The organism is Gardnerella sp. c11Ua_71 (assembly GCF_055818025.1).
The window spans coordinates 170667-190860 of record NZ_JARFVR010000003.1 but is presented as its reverse complement, the minus strand read 5'-3'; the positions used below and the strand labels follow the sequence as shown (position 1 = coordinate 190860).

Sequence of the window (20194 nt, the reverse complement as noted above, 5' to 3'; positions counted from 1 at the left end):
TAATTATGACTGAGGTTTCATCTAAAAAACCATCTATGTTGGATAAGGGTGGACGATCAATCGTAGCGCTTATGGTAGCGCTGCTTGTGGCGATTTTCGCATTCCAGCTTAACGCATCTATGCTTTCTCCAGCTCTAGCAACAATGACTCGAGAGCTTAAAACAACGGATTCTCAAATCGCCTTAACGCAAACAGTATTCTTTACTGCAGCAGCATTATTCTCGCTGTTCTTGCCGCGTTTAGCTGATCTTGTTGGACGAAAAAAGGTTCTTACTGGAATTTTAATCTCCACTATTTTGGGTTGTGCAGTGAGTGCTATTGCGCCAAATGTAACAGTTCTTATGATTGGACGAATTCTTCAAGGAGCAAGCGGACCTGTTGTACCAATGTGCTTGATTATGCTTCGCGTGCGCGTTAGCGAAGAAAAACGCTACGCAAAGCTAATGGCAATTCTGACTTCTGTGAACGGCGGTATTGCAGGCGTTGATGCGCTTCTTGGCGGCTGGCTTGCAGGAAACTTTGGCTTTAGATCCGTATTCTGGACTATGGCAGCCATTGGTATAATCGCTGTTCTTTTGGTTGCTTTCTATGCTGAAGAATCCCATGCTCAAGATACGCCAAAGATGGATTGGGTTGGAGTTGTAACCCTTGGTATAGCATTCCTAGCAGCATATCTTGCTATCAACGAGATTGGTAAACTTGCTGGCGCGAATTTGAGTCTTGTAGCAGGTCTTGTGGTTCTTGCAGTAGTATTCTTTGTAGTGTTCTGGAACGTAGAGGGCAAAAACTCTGCTCCTCTTGTTTCTACAAAATATATGAGTCAGCGTCGCACTTGGGGCTTGCTTTCTTGCACGCTTCTTACTATGACTGGCGTATTTGCAATTATGAACGGCGTTGTTCCACAGCTAGCTCAAGATGCTAAGGCTGGCGCTGGAATGGGTGCGGACATCGTAAGCTTTGCAACTCTTACACCTTACGCAATCATCGGCTTCGTGTTTGGACCTGTTGCGGGTATGCTTGCTGCAAAGTTCGGGTATCGTCTTGTGCTGCGTGCTGGAATTCTTGTGAGCGTTCTTGGCGTGGTGTTTGGAATTTATGTTGCAGCCTCGCCTTCTGTTTGGTCGCTTGTAGTGCTTTCTTTGTGGCTTGGTATCAGCTATGCTGGCGTTGCAAACATTATGCTTAACGGTCTTGGAATTGTGCTTTCGCCAAAGGATAATCCTGGATATTTGCCTGGAATGAATGCTGGCGCGTTTAATCTTGGTGCAGGCTTGAGCTTTGCGATTCTTTACGCTGTTATGACTAATTTTGTACAATCTGCTGGAGCATCAGCTGGATATATTGCTTCGATGGTTGCTGGAATCGTGCTACTTGCTTTGGCGTTTGCATGCTCATTCTTGATTCCTAAGCCAGAAGATTGCGAGTGATTCACTAATCTAATTCATTCGTTTTCATTCTTTTAATAATTGCCTGAGAATGTTGCAAAAATCATATTTTGCGCACCATTCTCAGGCAAATTTTTTGCTCAACACCAAAGATAGAGATTTGGTATTTACACGCGCTCGTGAATGTTTTCCATCCTCTCCATTACAAGCTCTGGAGTCATCGACTCGTGCACAGCTTCTACCGACTCTGTGTTAAGAGCTGCGGCGGCTACAGCGAATCGCCCTGTCTTCGTGTTATCAAAATGATTATATCTAGCATAGATCAACGCCGCTGTAGCAGCATCGCTTGAACCATTGTCGTTGCCAACCGCGCGCACGCCTTCTCCACCGTTTCCGTGCGCAACAATCATTCTTTGTACACGTTTTAGCGGTACGGGATAGAACGCTACTCCTTCGTCCGCTACGCCATACGCTACTCCTTCGCGCCCCGAGTTAACAAACACATGCCCAACTCCTCGTTTTAGCAATACCTTAGCGCATCTTACTGCAGATTTTTCGTCTACCGCACAAATGCCTGTTAACGCCTGCGATTCGGCTGTGTCTAATATGAGTGTGTCTATGCAGTGTAGTCTGGAAAGTATTCGTGGAGCTTTTGCATCGGTTATTGCGCGCACCATTATTGGTCTATGATAGTTGTCGCACACCCATTCGAAGGATTTTTGTGAAATGTTGGTGTCTAGTGCAACTATGTCTGCGTTTTCTATTATCGATATTCTTTCGCGCAAGAAGTCTGGTGTCATGTAATCGTAGATGCTCATGTCGTCTAGTGCTAAAAGCCTTTGCCCCGATGCGTCTCCTACATACATGTATGATGCTGTCATTGCGTCTGGTAGCTGCTTTGAGTATCCTATTTCTAATCCGTTTACAGATGCGTCGACTTTGAATAATTCTCCGTTGTGGTCGCCGCCGTACACGGATACTAGGCTTACTCGTGTGTTCATTCTTTCTAGTGCCACGGCTATGTTTCGTCCGACTCCGCCTAGCGCGTATCGTACTTTTGCAGCGTTTGAAGTGTAGTCCATTAGGTCTCCGCACGCGATTCCCAGCACGTCCATGCTTATTCCGCCTATTACTGTTACGTAGCTAGGTGGTGTGACTATGTATCCTTTTCCTCTAAGGTATCCTTTGCGAATAAGATTGGAAATGTGTGCAGCTACGCCTGATCTTGTTATTCCTGCTAGGTCTGCAAGTTCTTGCTGACTAATCATAGGGTTCTGTTGAATCCACGATAGAATTTGTTGTTCGCGCTCAGTCATCTTTGCCTCATCTCTCGCGATTTTACCTTTCTATATATCTAGGATATTCAAAAATTGTTTTTTTCGCACGTTTATTGTGAAAATATATATTATTTTTTATTATATTATTTTTTTATTTGGCGTTTATTTTTTTTATTTGGCGTCTGGGTGCTTAATCGTTATCAGCCGCTTTTAATAGTGCTTTTAGCCTATTAAAAGCGATTTTTGTACAAAACTACTTGGGCAATTTGTGTTTCATGAATCTGATTTCATTAATCTAATTGCTTAGTATTGCTGTGCTGCTACCTTGTGTAAAGTCTAAAACTGCTCCGGCGGTTTGTGGATGTTCTAGTAAGGTCGGGTCGTGTTCTAGTAGCGTGTTTGCGTCCTCTCTTGCTTCTGCAATGATTTTTGCGTCTTTTACTACTCTTAATAGTTTTAGACTGGATTTTCCACCTGACTGACTGTCTCCTAGAACGTCTCCAACGTTTCTTAATTCTAGGTCTTTTTGGGCTATTATGGCGCCGTCTAACGAGTTTTCTACTACTTGTAAACGTTCAGCTGCTAACTGGTTGTTTGGTGCGTTTGACACTAGGAAAGCCCAGGATTGTGTGCCTGAACGTCCCACTCGTCCTCTGAGCTGGTGTAGTTGTGCTAGTCCGAAGCGGTCTGCGTCGAAAATCACTATACAACTGGCTTTTGCTACGTCTACTCCGACTTCTATAACCGTTGTGGAAACTAGGATTTGTACTTGTCCACTGTCGAATTTGTGCATTATTTCGCGTTTTTCTTCGTCGCTTGTACGACCTGTTAGTTGTGCGAATTCTACGCCTTTGAATTGTGGTAGGTTTTGTAAGCGTTTTGATATTTGTAAAACTGTGTGGACTTCTCGCTGAGCAATTTGTGTATTTTGTGTATTTTGTGTATTTAGCGTGTATGAGTCTTGGTTTTCTTGGTAGATTGCATCCGCATTATTGTAAGTATTGTAAGTATTATCGTTGTTTTCTTCACTGTCTTCACTATCTATTCGAGCGCATACAACATATGCTCGCTCTCCTGCATCGATTCTAGAGCGAATGTGGTAGAACATGGATGCCATCTTATGCGAGTCTTCTTCGTTTATTACAAAAGTGCGGATTGGTTTGCGTCCGCCTGGAAGCTCTGTTAAATAGGATGCGTCTAGGTCTCCAAACCATGTCATTGCTGCGGATCGCGGTATTGGTGTGGCTGTCATGACTAACAAGTGTGGAACCGCGTTTCCGCTTATCTTGCGTAATAGTGTGTCTCGTTGTTCTACGCCAAATCTGTGCTGTTCGTCGATTATCACCAGCGCTAGGTTTGTTGGTTTAAAGCTTGCGGAGAAAGCTGCGTGTGTTGCCACAATAATCGCTGGCTCTCCACTTGCTACTTTTGCTAGTGCACTTCGTCTGCTGGCTAGCTTCATTCCGCCTGTTATGAGCGTTATTTCAACGTTTAGTCCTGCACGCTCAATCATCTGTTGTAGGTTTGTGGCATGCTGTGATGCTAATACTTGTGTTGGGGCTATTAGTACCGCTTGGTGTCCTGATCCTACGGCTTGTAGCATTGCGCTCATTGCTACTATTGTTTTTCCAGAGCCGACTTCTCCTTGCAAAAGACGACGCATTGGTTTTAATAGAGATTCGCTGGTTGCTTGCGATTCGCCTTGCATATCTGCTGTTATTTCGCTAATAACGTTTTTTTGTCCTTCTGTTAGCTCGAATGGTAGGCTTTCTTCAAAGCGTTTTCTTAGCTCGCTGTTTTCGCACGTGTATGCCTTATTTTCTCCTGATTTTTTGCATGATTGCAAAACTGCTATTTGTGATATGAATGCTTCTTCGTAGCGCATTGTGTGTATTGCGTTTTCAAAGTCGTTTTTGTTTTGTGGATTGTGGATTGATTCGAATGCTGCCGCGCGGTGCATTAGGTTTCTACTGTTTGTGACGAATTGTGGCAGAACGTCTGGCAAAACATCTGAAAGAATATCTGTATCGGTAACATCTGTAGCATCAACATTAGAATCGCCAGAATCGCAATTCTTAAAAAGTTGCAATAATCCTAAAATCGTATCGTGAATATGTTCACTAGATATTCTCGAATTTGCGTGGTAAATCGGTTGTGGGGCGCAAAGTTTTTCAATTCCTTCTTCTACACTTTGCACAGCAGAATCATCGCTGTTTTGCACGCGCGCATCAGTATTATGTGCAGAATCATCGCTTTCAGCACTCTTTGCTCGAACAGTTAGAATCTGCGGATGTGTAAACTGTAGTCTCCCATTGAACTCGCCGCTTGTGCCTCCTACAACAACGGTTTGTCCTACTGCAATTCTGCCACTAACCCATTGCACGTATTGTCTGTTCTTTGAAAAATACACAATCTGTGCTTGTGCCGCATCTTGCGCTACGTTTACTTCTAGCCGATATCCTCGTCGCGCTGCCATTTGCACTATGTTTATAGATTGTATTGTCGCTGAGAACGCCACTTCTTGACCTGGCAAAATTTGGCTTAAATGCGCGCGTTTTAGCGGATTTGTGACTCTAAACGGGTAGTATGTTAGCGCGTCTTTTACTGTGATTACGCCTAGTGATTTTAGGGAAGACACGCGTCTCTTGTTGCTTACGATTGACGATATTGCTGTGTTTAGTGTTATGCGTGCTGCCATACTTCGATTATAATCGTTGCGCTACGATTTAAGCGAAAAGGTAGGTCGGAGCGCAAGTGAGGTGGAGATTCGAGATTTTTCGCACTGAATGAGATGAACCTCAGCATCTTTGATGGTGATTCATCGAATGAAGAAGAAAAATCGAGAATCTCGGTGATAAAAACCACGCAAAAGTTTTAGATATTCAGAAGGTTTGATGTATTTCTATACGAGCAATAAAAGAGGAGCGTAGCGACGGGACTTGCGAGGAGAGAAATACTCAAACCTCGCGCAACAACAAATAGGAAAGCGTGCTACGATTTAAGCGAAAAATAGGGAAACAAAAAAGCCCCGAGCACTGCTCAGGGCCTTACATCTAACACGCGATTCACGCCTCAACGCGCTGAACCTTACCTGCCTTAATGCATTTTACGCACACACGAAGGCGAACATTTTCGCCATCAATGGTGGTGCGAACCGGCTGAAGGTTCGGGCGGAAGGTGCGCTTATTGCGGATGTGCGAATGTGAAACGCTGAAACCGGTTTGCGGTCCCTTGCCACATACTGCGCAACGAGCTGCCATAATTGGACTCCTATTTTCTTTGACTTGCAAGTCTTGCGTCGCTCACCCACGCAAACCGCCCACGCGACTAACCGACGCTAAATCGCATAAACAAATAAGCATGCTTGAACGCACAACTACACAAGTATATCACTACGCCCGACATTAAAGCACACAGGGCTTATCATCAATCAAAATCCGCGAATTTTCGCGCAAATCCTCAATATTCTTGCATCCAAGCAACGCCATAATCACACGAATCTGCGACTTCCAAGACTCAATTTGCTCAACAAGCGCATCTTCTCCTTCGTTAATAAGCGTGTGCAAAAATTCGCCAGCAACTCCAGCAGCGCTTGCACCAAGCCGCAATGAGCGCACAACATCAAGCGGTGTTCTCACTCCTCCGCTTGCAAACACTTGCATTCGCGCACTATTGCAAGAATCCACTGAATCGCGCGGCTCGCACAAAATCTCATCGCATTGCGCTATGTCTAGCAACGATTCGACAGTTGTAAGACCCCAGGAGTCGAGGAACTCGTAGTCGCTTTTACGCCCACGCCTTGCGTTTTCAATCGCAACAAAATTCGTGCCTCCGCGTCCGCCAACGTCCACCGCACGCACGCCCACATTTTTCAACCGCAGCACATCATGAGCGCTCATTCCGCACCCAGTTTCTTTAACAACAACTGGCACTTTCATTGAATCAAGCTCGCGCGCAATGGCCTCAATATTGTTAATCCACGCACTAAAATCGCGGTCTCCTTCGCTCATCACAAGCTCTTGTGCCGCGTTTAGGTGGATTTGCAACGCGTTTGCTTGCAAAATTTCTACAGCTTTAATCGCCTGCTCAGCGCTCATTCCTGCGCTTACATTCGCCATTACAAATCCATGCGGATTAAAGCGTCGAATCACGCTAAAAGTCTCTTCAAGATGCGGATTTTTAAGCGCTGCGCTTAGCGAGCCAGAAGCCATTGCTAAGCCAGTTTTTGCAGCTACCCTCGCTAGCGACTCGTTTATATTTTCGCCTTTTTTGCTTCCGCCCGTCATTGCGTTAATATACAGCGGAGTATCCCATTTTGTGCTTTCGTCAAACACGCTCACGCTTGTATCTACATCGCTTAATGCCAATTGAGGCAGCGCGTTTGGAATAAATCGCACGTGTTCAAAACCAGATTCCGCGTGCGCATTGTATTGTTCGCACGCGAGTTTTATGTGATCGTCTTTGCGTTGTTCAATAAGCGAGAGGTCGCCGCTTTCATCAAATTCTGCGACTTTCAGATTAAGCGCCTCAATACCGCTGTTTTGCCATTCTTCTTCAATGCGAGCAAACACAGCATCAAAATCTTCCGCGCGCGCAATCGCGATTCCGCAATCTCCTCCGCCTGCTCCACTTGTTTTGGACGGCAATCCTGCACCATTGGCAACTTCTATTAGCCGCGTGAGTTTTGGCGTTTCGATTAGTGTTCCTGTGATCTCGCCAAGATCTTTTAGCAGCGCACGATTTCGCGCAAATCCGCTTAATAACGCGTCTATGCGCCCATTTTCTAGCGCATTTGCGATTTTTTGCACGCATTTTTCGCTTTGTACGCAAAAATCTTCGTATGTTTTAGCGTAAGTCTTAGTGCTTGTTTTAGAAGGATTGTGCGCGGTTAAATCGCCAGCCTTCACTCCAGCTTTTACGCTTCCAACAAGTTCTGCGCTGCTGGCAGGATTCCCCGTCCACCCAACTAAGAGTCGCAAGCCTGCGCCTACTTTTAATCGTTTTACTTCAAATCGCGGCCATTTTTTTCTAAGCAGCTTGTGTAGGCTTGAGTCTCCACTTTCAATCATTTCTATTTCTGCCTCAAGCCATTCGCGATTGTACGCGCGGTACATTACCCATCCGCCGTATGCGCTTGCTGCCACGTCTCCGCCGCTTCCTGACTTTTTTACTAGCGACGATGCAATTATGGCTAGCTTGCACAATTCTGGCGTTGTAAGCGTTAATCCGTACCATTTGCACAGCGCTCGCACAGCCGCCACCGTTACGGCTGCAGATGATCCAAGCCCGTATTTTTTGCCTGTTTTTTTATCGTCTAAATCACTTTCTATTTGTAGATTGTATAGGTTTATGGCTGGATTTCCTTCATCTAGTAGAACGTTTTTTACTTCTTTTGTTTCGCGCGCAAAATTGTCTACTATTTGCATTGCGGAAAATACGTATGAATAGATTTTTTTTAATTTTTTTATTTGAGAATCTTGGTTTTGTTCATCGCTGGTTGCTGGCGACTTTTCCGCTGGCAAGTCGCAAGCATCCGTTGAGTCTTTTGCGCTCATATTTATATCTTCTGCATCTTTTTCGTCTAAAATAAATTCCCTGCCGAAAATTCCACGCTTCCAATAAAGAGGCTTATAGTTTTTAGACTCACTCGTGATTTTTCCGTAAAATGTTGGTAAATCTAGTTTTTTAAGATTATTTTTTTCGGATTCGTTTTTATTAAAGTCGCAGCTGTTATACGTTTTTCCATGGCTATCGCGTATTAGTAGGTTGTCATCGTCAACTGTAACTTTTACATAACGATTCACAGCTGCTACGATTGCAGCACATCCATCTACAACAGCGTATTCGCCTGCTATGTAAAGTTTTCCAGGCGCTAAAGCTTGTTCATTAGTCATGATTCTCTCCGTATGCTAACGCCACTTCCTGGGCGCGCAATAACAAACTGCGGATTGGATTGCGCAAAGCTGCTAAATGACGGCGATTCCTGCGACTCGCGCAAACGCTTAATCTCACTCAACACGCGCAAACTCAACTCGTTTTTAACTCGCAAAACTTGCTCCGCGCTAGTTAAAACTTTAACATTCGGACCAGCATCCATTGTAGCCCAAACTGGAAATCCGCTTTCATCGCGCATTTTTCGCACAACGTTAAGCACAACATGCGTTTCATCTGTTAAATAGTTTACGCTTTCAGCAGCCGCGCGCATTGCGTCGTGCATTCCTAAAGCGTTTCTCTCCGACACTTCTCCCAATGCTTGAATATCACAATTTTTGATAGCTGATAACGCCGTATTTAGGTCTTTTTTGCAGTTTTTGATCCAGTCTGCGTAGATTGGTGATGTTTCTACTGTGCGTCGCATTGCTTCACGGCTTGAAATCTTCTTTTTACTAGAGTTTAAAATAACAGTTACCATTGCGAGTTGAAGCTCTTCTGGCGTTTCGATTGGCTCTGCGTAAGACGTTTCGTCGCTTGCGCCAGCGTTCCATAATACTAATCCGCCGTAAATCGACCTGCATGCTGATCCAGATCCTTTGCGAGCTAGAATCGATAAGTTGCGTGGGCTTAGGTTTAATCCTGCGGCGTATGATGCTGCAGACGCAAGTGCCGCAAAACCAGATGCGCTAGAAGCTAATCCTGCGGCTGTTGGAACTGTGTTTACGCTTACGACTTGTGCTTTGCTCTTAATTCCAGCAATTTTTCGCACAATATCTAGCATTTTTACTATTCGTGCACGCTCTGAACTTTGGAGTAAATCGCCTGTAAAGTTTACTCCGTTTAAGCAAATCGAGTCTGCCTCTAGGCAATCATCAAATCGTACTTTTGTTGTTGTGGAAAATCCGTCTAAAGTCAGAGATAATGAGGAAGTATATGGCAAAATCAGAGTTTCATCTCGTTTCCCCCAATATTTGATTAGCGCAATATTTGCGTTTGCTGTAGCTGTAAAAGCTGCTCCGTAATTACTGTTATTAAACGCATCAATATCATCAAGCACATTAAACGCTATTTTTGGCTCAATTTCAACGTTTTCCACGCGTATCCTTTCTTAAGTCTTTAGTCTTTAAAGCGTTTTTAAAGCATACTAACGAATTAGTTATGATTATTGCCCGATTTCTACAATCCACGTTCTAGCTGCTCCAGCGTTTTTAAGCGCTATGCTTACTTTAGACGCATCCTCCTGACTTTGCGCAATGGCTATAATGCATCCACCTCCGCCTCCGCCTGTAAGCTTTGCTCCTAGAGCACCATTTTCGCAAGCATTTTTAACTAGAGCGTCTAAAAATGGCGTACTTATACCTAATTCCGCAAGAATTTTGTGAGCACGAGTCATGCTCGATCCAATATTTTGTATATTGCCAAACTCTAAATCATTCTCTGCGTTAAGAGCGATTTGACCAAGCTCTTGCAAAAGTGCATTTACGATTTTCGGCTGGCTATCGCGTTTTTTGCGTAATGCTTCTACTGTTACTTTTGTTGTTCCTTTGAATCCCGAATCAGCTAGCACAATCCAAGCGCGTATTGTTGGGCTTATGCTCATTCGGCTAAATTTGCCATCCAAGAAGCGAACTGGCTGCTGCAGCATCGCACTGGTTGCTGTGGCGTCTAATCCAGATGCTTTCCCGTGCGCAACGCGTTCTGCGTCTTGCGTAATCTCGAATAGTTTTTCATCGCTGGCATTAATACTGTAGTAGTCGAGTATTGCGCGGATCACTGCTCCTGCCGCTGCCGCCGAAGACCCCAATCCTCGCTCTGGCGGAAAATCGCAAGCGGTTTCTATTTGCAATGCTTCGCCCTGCCAATTGGCAAAACGTAATGCCTCTTGTATTGCGGTTTTAATCGACGCGAATCGCGCAGGTGCGCTTCGTAAAAGACCATCAAATCCTAATGCTTTAAATGTTATGAGATTTTGCATATGGCAGCTAAAGTCTTCTACTGAATCGCATAATTCTGCTCTTTTGCCTTCGTTTGCTGTGGCGCTTGTGTCGTTGAGTGTTCGTGCACTTGTTACTGTTGCGTGCATCTTAAGATTTTGCAATGGAAGCGCTACTGCGCTGTAGCCATAAACAACCGAGTGTTCGCCAAAAAGAATCACTTTTGCGCAAGTTGTGCCTCTGCCAACGCGATTTTTTGCGCGCGCAACCACGAGCATACTATTGAACTCGTTATTGCGCTCTTTATCACGCTCATTCTTGTGTGCATTCTTGCTCTCGCACGGATTGGATGCGTGGCGATTCGCTAAAGTGTTGCACTCAGTCACTAATCCTCCTTTGCGACACATATGGCTTACTTGTTGGCACTGCTTAATTGATGCGCGTTTAAGCTTATTTGCCCAACTTTTATAATCTAGTCGCTAAAGCGATTAAACACCACGATTTGCGCTATACGCACACAACACATTCACATTTCCCGAATTTGCGCTCCAATCTACCTTTTCGCTTAAAGCGTAGCGCGAAAAGGTAATTCGGAGCGCTGAGCCGCTCAAACGTAAAGTCCAGTGGACTTTACGTGCGGCGAAGACGTGAGCGCAGCTAACCTGCGCGAGCGACACGACACGTCGTAAACTCGGTACAATCGCACTACATGATTACGCCAAACTAGGTAGAGATTCGAGATTTTTCGCAGCTATCGAAGCGAGCCTCAGCGTCGCTAGATGGTGACTCGCCGAGAGAGCAAGAAAAATCGAGAATCTCGATGATTAAGTGATACGCAATTGTTCAGACTTGTAAGAGGGCTGGGTGATTCTTGGTCGAACAATATAAGAGCGGCAGCCGATACCAAATAATCCAATGATCAACCACTACAAACAAACCTCAACACAAAAACAAAATCAAAGACAAAACGGAACAACCGCAACTCTAGACTATACGTAATAGGCGGAGCGTTGTGCGAATCGACGACTTCGAGCTGCATAGCGCGCGAGAAGTCACCTCGATTCGCTGAGCCGCTTAAATGTAAAGTCCAGTGGACTTTACATGCGGCGAATGCGCGAGCGCGATGTAACGCGTGAGCGTAGAATTAGCCAGCCCTCATACAACAGTAAACAGAGAATGTCGCGCAATACCAAGTAAGGAAAACCGCGCAACACCAAATAATTAATGGCTTGAAGAGATTATCTCCAAGCCATTAATCTACACTACACACGTTGCAGCAGCATCACACACTGCTACAGATTAAACTAACGAGCCGAATGCTTCCTACGCTTAGACGCAGCACCAGCCACTCCGAGCCCAGCAAACACCGCAGCCAAAGCAGCAAACACCGAGGAACTAGCGCCAGTATTAACACCACTCACGTCACCACGCTTAAGATTCACTCCAGCAGAATCACGCGCCGCAAGCATACCCTCGCGCAAAGCTGCACGCGCAGCACGCAAACGAGCCAACGCCGAATCAACCTGCCCCTGAGTAGCATTCGCGTCCGCCAACACTAAACGAGCATAATTCAAAGCCGCATTAAACTCACTCACCAAGTTAGAATCAGCCACCACGCCACTAGCATTAGCCGAAACATCACCAAGAGCTTGATCAACCTCAGCCTGCAAAGCACCCTTATCAACAACATTATTAACACTAGTATTATTCGAATCATTAACACCAACACCAGTATTGTCACCAACACCACTGCCACTATTAATAAGTCTGTTATAAGCATCAATCAACTTTTGCTTAGCATCACGAAGCCTACGAAGAGCCTGATCAACCTGAGCTTGTGTAGCATTAGGATCCTTAAGCACACTATCCGCATCATTCAACGCCTGCTGATACTCCGCCAAATCAGCAGCCTTACCAATAATGAACGGAATCGACTTACGGAAATCAGGATCCTTACCAGCTTCAGTGTTCAAATCAGACTTATCGGTCTTATGAGAATCAGCAAGCTTCTGCTTAGCATCCTTAAGCCTCCTCAAAGCCTCATCAACCTCAGCCTGAGTTGCATTCGGGTTCTTAAGAACTGCATTAGCTTCATCCAATGCGCGCTTGTAAGCCTCAGCCTCTGAGCTTCCTGCAGCATTCTGATACTCAGGAGACTGAGTGAAATCAGAATCCTTACCAGCCTCAGCAGTCAGATCAGTCTTATCAGTCTTATAACCTTCAGTAATCTTCTTCTTAGCGGCTTGCAATGCATCTAGAGCATCGTAAAGCTCTTTTTGAGTTGGAGCCTTATCCATGCCTTCTGGAAGCTTGGTCTTTGGCTTGCCAGTAGTACGGTCAAATGCATCGAGAAGCTTCTTAGCAGCCTTAAGCTTCTCGTTGTATTCTTCGAGTGCCTTCTTTGAATCTTCATCACCCTTAGCCTGAGCATTCTTGAACGCAGGAGTGTTCTCAAACACTTCATCACGCTTGTCGTTGTCTCCATCCTTAGACTTGTCAAATTCTTGCTGAAGCTCAGTAGAACTGGTCTTGTAGTCAGCAATAATCTTGTCCTTGATTTCCTTCAGCTTCTGAAGAGCCTCGTCAACTTCCTTCTGGGTTGGAACATCCTTTTCACCAGAATTTGGCTTACCACTCTCATCGAACTTGCCAAGCAAAGTCCTAGCATTCTTCAACGCTTCCTTATAAGCAGCGATATCAGCATTATCCTTGCCGTCTTTACCCTTCTTAGAATCAGCGTTCTTGTACTCGGTAGTATTCTCAAAGTCATCTTTACCAACGGTAGTTGCACCATCAGCAGTAGACTTCGCAGACTCATCCTTCAAATCCTTAGCGCTGGTCGTAAAAGCGTCATCGATAGCTTTCTTTGCCTTTTGCAAGGCTTCCAAAGCTGTCTTAACATCAGCATTAGTTGGCTTTTTATCTGAATCAGCATTCGGATCTGGATTATTCACCTTGTTAATAAGATCCTGCGCAGCCTTAAACTTCTCGTTATAATCTTGAAGCTTCTTGGTGGCAGAAGTATCAGCCGTTGCATCATTACCAGTTTCGGATTGCTTCTTATACAGAGCATTCTTGTACGGAATCGACTCCTCAAATGGAGGTGTTACAGGCTTGCCTGTAGCATCCTTGTCGCCAACCTCCTTTTCAAGAGGATCAACAACAGTCTTGTACCCGTTGGTAACTGTATCCATGGCTGCTTGCAGGGTCTTAAGAGCTTCATCGACTTCCTGCTGAGTCTTGCCAGTTGGATTATCAATGATGTCCTTGGCTTTCTTCAAAGCACTGTTTTCAGTGGTCTCATCCAAAGCTCCAACATCAGTTTTAGCCTTGGATTGCTTCTGCGTATCAGAGGAGTCATCTTTAAGAGCTGACGCATTCTTATACTCAGGAGTCTTCTTAAAGTCACCATTCGCAAAATCTTTAGCAGCGGTTAGCGCATCAAGATTGGTCTTGTAACCATCAGTAATAGTTTGCTTTGCCTTCTTCAAAGCCTCAAGCGCCTCGTCAACCTGCTTCTGCGTTGGACGCTCAGAAGGCTTCTTGTTTGTATCTGTTGCAGCCTTTACAAGATCGCGAGCAGCCTTAAGCGCCTTCTTATAAGCATCAATATCAGACTTTGCCTGCTGAACATCAGGATCAGTATCTGGCTTAACGCTTTGCTTGTAAGATGCGTTCTTAAACTCTGGAGAGTCCTCAAACTGACCAGCGGTTGGAGTAGTTGCACCATCTGCCTGAGATTTCTCAGCTTCTGTGCTCAAAGCAGTCGTATCAGTCTTGTAGGCATCAAGGGCTTCACGCTTCTTATTTAGCTCTGTCAAAGCAGCGTCAATCTGCTTCTGAGTTGGCTTAGCGTCAAGCGGTGTATTGCTCTTAGGGTCGTGCTTTGCAAGCAACTCCTGAGCCTCGGCCAACGCCTTGTCGTAATCGGCCTTAGCCTTCTTAGCTTCATCATTCTTCTTGGCGTCAGGCTTACCCTGAGCATCCAAGAAGTGTGGATCAGAAGCATTGCGGTACGCATCAGAAGTAACAGTACCTTCGGTAGCAGCAGTCTCGCCTTGCTTCTCTGTACCATGCTTTCCAACACTATTCTTCAGCGCTTCAACGTTAGTATCTTGAGCCTTAAGAGCGTCACGCTTCTCATCAAGCTTCTTAAGAGCCGCATCCACCTGCGCCTGGGTAGCGGTTGGATCCGTCAAGAGCTTCTTAGCCTCAGTAAGCGCATCGTCGTAGTCTTTAGCCTTTTTCTCGATATCAGCATATCCAGAAGTATCTTCCTGGCCGTTATCACCCAGCTTGTGCGGATTCTTGGAGTTCTTATACGCTGGGTCGTGCTGAGTATCGGTATCCTTATTGATGGATTCCTGCAGCTTATCGGTCTTAGTCGCAAACTCATCCAGCTTCTTAGCAGCGTCGTTAAGCTCCTTAAGAATAGCGGTAACATCCCTATCCAAAGGCTCGCCCTTTGCATGCTGTTGAATATTATCAAGACAATTAGGCTTTGTGGTATCTACATCTGTTCCAGGAGTAATATCTTCAGATATAGGTTGACTGTCTGCGCCCTTATCCTTATCCATCTTGTTGTCGAACGCATTATGAAGCTTCTTGAGAGCAGCATCGTAAGCGTCTTTAGCCTTCTTAGCATCCGATCCTTCAGTACCGGCAGAAGCATTTTTGTAAGCAGGGCTATTCTTAATAGCCAAACTGTTGAGCAATGCAGCAGAAATCTTGCTGGTGTCGGTTGCATACTTATCAATAACTTCGCGCGCTTTTTCAAGAGCTGTCTTAGCCGCATCAATCTCTTCTTGAGTTGGCGCGGTTCCACCTGTCTTAGCAGCATCTAACTTCTGCTTAAGAGCCTTAGCCTTCTGATAAGCATCGTTGTAATTCTTGAATGCAGTAGCAGCCTCTGTATCCCCTGCCTTGCCTTTATCAAATGCATTGAAATATGCAGGCATAAGGTAGCCGCTGAAGTTGTCCGCAATAGCTTTCGTAAGATCGTTAGCATCGGTCTTGTAACCATCATGCAATACTTTTTCAGCAGCTTCGAGTTTTTGTTTGGCTTCATCAACTTCTTTTTGAGTTGCCTTATCGTTCTTAAGAACCTCACGTGCCTTAGCTAACGCATTGTTATAGTTGTCAACGGCAGTTTTAGCAGCTTGTTTTTCTTGATCGTTTGCGCCGTTAGTCTGCTTATTAAGCGCATTCTTGTAGAAGGTACTTTGCTTGGTTGCATCATCCTTATCAGGATTATCAAAGGTGAGCTTTTCGGCAGTTATCAGCTGCGACTTATCCGTAGCTTTAGCATCAAGAGCTGCTTTAGCTTTCTTAAGATCCTCAATAGCTTTGTTTACATCCTTTTGAGAAGCGTTTGGATCCTTAGAAAGTTCGTTTGCCTTCTTAACAGCTTCGTCATACGCCTTGCGCTCTGTCTCGTTAGAGTTCTGGTAAGTCGGGTCGGCTTTAGTCACATCCTGTGCACCCTGATCGTTCTTGCCCGTGTTCACCTGACCATGCTCAGCAATAGCAGCGTTAAGCTTATCCTTGTTAGTGGTGTACTTATCAAGCTCCTTACGCGCAGCATCGAGCTTTGCCTTAGCATCGTCAACAGCCTTTTGCGTGGCATTCTTGTCTTCCTTTACCTTATTGGCTTCAGTCAGCGCGTCATCGTAAGCTGTCTTGGCTTTCTTAGCAGCTTCGTTCTTGGTGGTATCTGTATTGCCGTTAGCATCCTTGAAGTCAGGCTCAGTAACATTCTTATATTTATCGCTTGCCTTCGTACCAGTTGTAGCTTGCTGACCTTGAGCAGGTGTTCCATCTTCATCAATCGACTTATTCAGCTCTTCCTTCTTGGTAGCATCACCATCAAGAGCCTCGCGCGCCTTATTCAAAGTAATAGTCGCGTTATCAACCTCAGCCTTAAGCTCTTCGGTTAAATCAGCATCAGTTTTGTTACCAACTTTTTCAAGCGTTTTTTTAGCAGCATCAAGCGCCTTATCGTACGCATCTTTCTTCTCAGCAGACGCGTTGTAATACTTAGACTCGGTTGGAGTCTTCTTGTCAGCAGCAAGCTTGTGATCGCCAATCGACTTAGAAAGATCATCCTTCTTATGATTCGTCTGCGGTACAAACACCACGTTGATACCCTTAGGAGTATTGCGCAAATTATACTTGTTCTCGCCATACACGTAGTTGTAGTAATACAAGCTATAAGGCTCAATAAACAAGCGCCCGAGCATGAATTTGCCTGTTTTACCAGCAACGTTTACCTTTTTGCTGTCATCGTCAAACGTAAAGTCGCCTACACTTGACTGCTCGTCACCCATCTTCTTGTTGGAGTTATCAACAGGTTTTGCAAAACCGCCATAGCTACTACCATTAAGCTTAACAAGATTTAGAACACCAATTGGCTCTCCTTTGTCGTCAACCGTGTAAGACCTGTGAGTACGTCTAGCTTGCCCGTTCGAACCTTCTCGCTTAACAGTATCAATCTCAGTTCCAAGAAGATTCTCTCGCAACTGTGGGTTATCAGTCTTCACATCAGACTTTACAGTAGCTTTCAATAAACCAAGTACGGCTTTCGTATTGATTTGCTCGCCTTTATCTGGATCGTAACGGTAAACCAGAGTCTTGCCTTCTTCCATCCAAGCAAGACCTTCATCGCTTGTGCGCCCACTAATCTTGTTATTGCTAGCATCCCAGCTAAGCGTGTAATCCTTGCGCAAATCAATCAAACGCGTAAGCTCATGCTTCTGAATGTCGGACTCAAACTGAGCATATGCTTTATCGGTTCTGATAGTAACGGTAATTTTATTTTCATTCATACCGTTGGAAATGCCCGTGTTCTGACCACCACTTGCAGTCGTATCTCCAGTAAGCCAACCAAGCGAAATCTGCTTTTCGTAGTCTTTTGCACTTAAACCAAGCTCTTGATTGTCTTTATTAGCTTCGTAAATAGCTTTCTTGATTTGCTTCAACTCAGCTTGCGAATAGCCCAAAGGATTAGCAACAACCACTGCCTTAACCTTCGAGTTTTCAGAATCACTTGGAATTGCAACTTTATCAGTAGCAACTCTTGTAAGCACTAAGTCTCTCAAAGGAATCTTTGGATCATCTTGCGGACTTAATCCATCAAAGTCGATTGTCGCATTGCCATTGTTATCAAACGTAACTTTGTCGGTAGATACGCCGTTAAGTTTTGCAAGATTCTTTCTGATTTGAGTCTTTTGATCCTCTGTAAGCTTGCTAAAATCAACTGTATCCACAACCGGCTTCTCAATGCGAGTGCTATAGCGCACTACAGTAAGAGGTATTTCCGGAGACTTCATTCCCAAATCTGTTACAAGATACGTTTTAAGCTTTCGCTCGCCAAATGAGTAATCTCCACTATCATTAGTTTTATTAATTTCTCCAAACATAGCTCCGTCATAAGAACCCATGCCCTGCGGAATTTTTGCATCTACCGTATCTGGAGTGTTATTAACAGTGCTTTCATCAACACGTAAGCCAACACCCGCTGACTTACTTTGAGCAACAAGCTGCTCAGCTACACTACTACCAGCCTTATGTTCAGTAGGAAGATTTACTGCTTTGTGAAGTACTTCTCGTACTTTATCTGCCGACAATCTCTCGTCATACTTTAAGACAATTGATCCTGCTGTTTTTGGCGGAACAAGCGTTGCAACACGGAAGTTATTAGATGTTTGGTCATGCTGCAAATTATCCTTATCATAATACAAGAAGATTGAGCGATTTGCACAATAGCCTTGACCCGAAGATATGCCGCCATCCCTGAATGGCTGCTTCATAACCAAGTCCACACTACCGTCAGTATTCGTCTTTAACTCGTAAATTCCGGAATAGCTTTGGTGCATTTCATCTACACGAGCAGAATCAAATTCGATGATTTTCTTGTAAGCTTCAGGATCATCAGTATTAATACTATCTTTTGAATCTGGAAGAATTACTACGCGTACAACCGTCTTACCATCCGCACTCTTTGGCAAATGGTACACAACTTGCTGCTCCGCAAGTTTCGTGTCAAACGTGTTGCTAGGAGTTGCCCAACCATAAATATTTGGCAGATTTTTGGAAAAAGCTACCTCATCAGGATTGTGCTCGTTGCCAGCGCGATCTTCTCCCTGAGCTACTGTGCTTGCAGGAGTCTCAGGTTGCTTATTTTCATCTATCGAACGCTTTGAACGACTCTTCTTTACAGTAGTTTCTGCAGGGGCGCTATTTTCCGCAGTGGTGCGACTGGTTGCATTAGTCCTATCAGCTGCAGAAGTCTTATCGGTAGTGGTCTTATTATCTACAGACTCAGTGCTCGCGGTCTTCTGCTCTGCGATTTTCTTCTGCTCAGCATTATTCTCAATTTGCTTCTTATCTTCAGCCTTTACTACAGACTGCGCAGAAGCATTCTTACTGCTAGTTAAATTCTGTTCGGTCTTAGACTTGTTATCCTGAGTCTCGGCAACCTTATTATCAGTCTGATCTTTCTTAGACTCAGAAGGCTCAGTTTTCTTAGAATCCTCATCCTTAGAAGCCTCATTCTTCTTAGTAGCCTTAGAATCATCAGAAGTCTTAGAATTACCCTTATTAGCATCAACTAAATTCTGCTCTTTTGCTGTATCAGTATTTTTAACAGGCGCAGGATTCGCCTCCGCCGCCATTGCAGGAGTTGCGCCAAAAGCAATCGCAGCGCTAGCAATTACGCCAGCAGCACCAGCCGAAAGAGCAGCCACCTTACGCATATAAACAGCCTTTTCAATCGCTTTACTTACTACAGCATCTAACTTCACAGTATTCGCATGCTTTCTGGATTTTGATACCATGATATACTTCTTTCACTTAGTAATCCGATAACGAGGCAGATTCGCATGCCCGCCTATAGACATGCAAAATGCAAATTTTCAATAACGCTAATTTAAAATTTTCATAGCTCACGTTTATAAAATCGCAAGCTATCTTTGTTAGGTTATTATAACAATTTAAAAATTTTTTTGAAGTCAAATAACATATGTTTAAATCAAAAAAGCCTATAGTACCCCCCCCCCCCAAGCCATATTTTTCAACGATTTTAGGGATTAATATTTTTTTGTAAATATTTTGAATAGGGGCGTTTTTTCACAACTTTTCATTAACCAATCTAAACATTTGTTATGATACAAATCACATTTTAGACCCTCTGCAGTGGGTTTTTTACTTTTATCCCGCGTTTGTTCCCATATTTGGTATTTCGATAAACAAACGCGGGAATACCCCTCGCGAACGTAGAAACACCCAGCCCTCGCGCAACAACAAACAAGGAATATCGCTCGCGCGGATTAGCCGCGCTCACGTCTTCGCCGCATGTAAAGTCCACTGGACTTTACGTTTGAGCGGCTCAGCGCTCCGAATTGCCTTTTCGCGCTACGCTCTAAGCGAAAAGGCAGGTCGTCGCGCAAGCAAGGTAGAGATTCGAGATTTTTCGCACTGAATGAGATGTATCGCTCGCGCGTTACAGCGCGCTCACGTCTTCGCTTGCGTTGAAAGCACACTGTGCTTTCAACTTTGAGCAAGCTCAGCGAATCGAAGTGCATTCGCGCGCTACGCTATTCCTCGCGGCTATTAGTAGCCGCTCGGCTGATTTGGCATGTAAAGTCCACTGGACTTTACATTTGAG

8 protein-coding genes are annotated in these 20194 nt (G+C 44.6%); 1 reads left to right on the top strand and 7 read right to left on the bottom strand.

Translation table 11 applies throughout. From position 1 onward, the window contains the following. Positions 1-5 precede the first annotated feature (5 nt). A complete protein-coding gene (uriT, locus tag P0106_RS03290; RefSeq protein ID WP_004114561.1) occupies positions 6-1427 on the top strand; it encodes a uridine transporter UriT in 1422 nt (473 codons plus the stop codon). Positions 1428-1552: 125 nt separating this feature from the next. Here uriT and P0106_RS03285 read toward each other — a convergent pair whose 3' ends face one another. The 7 genes from P0106_RS03285 to P0106_RS03255 form a co-directional block, all read right to left on the bottom strand. After that, positions 1553-2701 carry a PfkB family carbohydrate kinase gene (locus P0106_RS03285; RefSeq protein ID WP_004113479.1) on the bottom strand — a complete coding sequence of 383 codons (1149 nt, stop codon included), beginning with the start codon at positions 2699-2701 and terminating at the stop codon, positions 1553-1555. Positions 2702-2957: 256 nt separating this feature from the next. Beyond that, positions 2958-5360 (bottom strand): ATP-dependent DNA helicase RecG, encoded by a 2403-nt coding sequence (locus P0106_RS03280; protein WP_473730436.1) that lies wholly within the window; start codon positions 5358-5360, stop codon positions 2958-2960. 367 nt (positions 5361-5727) lie between these two features. Then, entirely contained in the window at positions 5728-5922 is a 195-nt protein-coding gene (rpmB, locus tag P0106_RS03275; protein WP_004105392.1) for a 50S ribosomal protein L28, read from the bottom strand. Between the two features lie 144 nt (positions 5923-6066). After that, positions 6067-8556 carry a type 2 isopentenyl-diphosphate Delta-isomerase gene (gene fni / locus P0106_RS03270; protein ID WP_473730435.1) on the bottom strand — a complete coding sequence of 830 codons (2490 nt, stop codon included), beginning with the start codon at positions 8554-8556 and terminating at the stop codon, positions 6067-6069. Further along, positions 8553-9692: a diphosphomevalonate decarboxylase gene (mvaD, locus tag P0106_RS03265; protein ID WP_020759554.1), complete on the bottom strand. Its 1140-nt coding sequence runs from the start codon at positions 9690-9692 to the stop codon at positions 8553-8555. The genes fni and mvaD overlap by 4 nt, the downstream gene beginning before the upstream one ends. Positions 9693-9758: 66 nt before the next feature. Continuing rightward, complete coding sequence (gene mvk, locus P0106_RS03260; RefSeq protein ID WP_182835732.1) at positions 9759-10916, bottom strand: mevalonate kinase; 1158 nt, start codon at positions 10914-10916, stop codon at positions 9759-9761. Between the two features lie 918 nt (positions 10917-11834). Then, complete coding sequence (locus tag P0106_RS03255; protein WP_473730434.1) at positions 11835-19364, bottom strand: peptidase; 7530 nt, start codon at positions 19362-19364, stop codon at positions 11835-11837. Positions 19365-20194: the final 830 nt, after the last annotated feature.

Coding starts and splice junctions, on each gene's coding strand:
- uriT (WP_004114561.1), top strand. CDS start 6: ATGACTGAGGTTTCATCTAAAAAACCATCTATGTTGGATAAGGGTGGA.
- P0106_RS03285 (WP_004113479.1), bottom strand. CDS start 2,701: ATGACTGAGCGCGAACAACAAATTCTATCGTGGATTCAACAGAACCCT.
- P0106_RS03280 (WP_473730436.1), bottom strand. CDS start 5,360: ATGGCAGCACGCATAACACTAAACACAGCAATATCGTCAATCGTAAGC.
- rpmB (WP_004105392.1), bottom strand. CDS start 5,922: ATGGCAGCTCGTTGCGCAGTATGTGGCAAGGGACCGCAAACCGGTTTC.
- fni (WP_473730435.1), bottom strand. CDS start 8,556: ATGACTAATGAACAAGCTTTAGCGCCTGGAAAACTTTACATAGCAGGC.
- P0106_RS03255 (WP_473730434.1), bottom strand. CDS start 19,364: ATGGTATCAAAATCCAGAAAGCATGCGAATACTGTGAAGTTAGATGCT.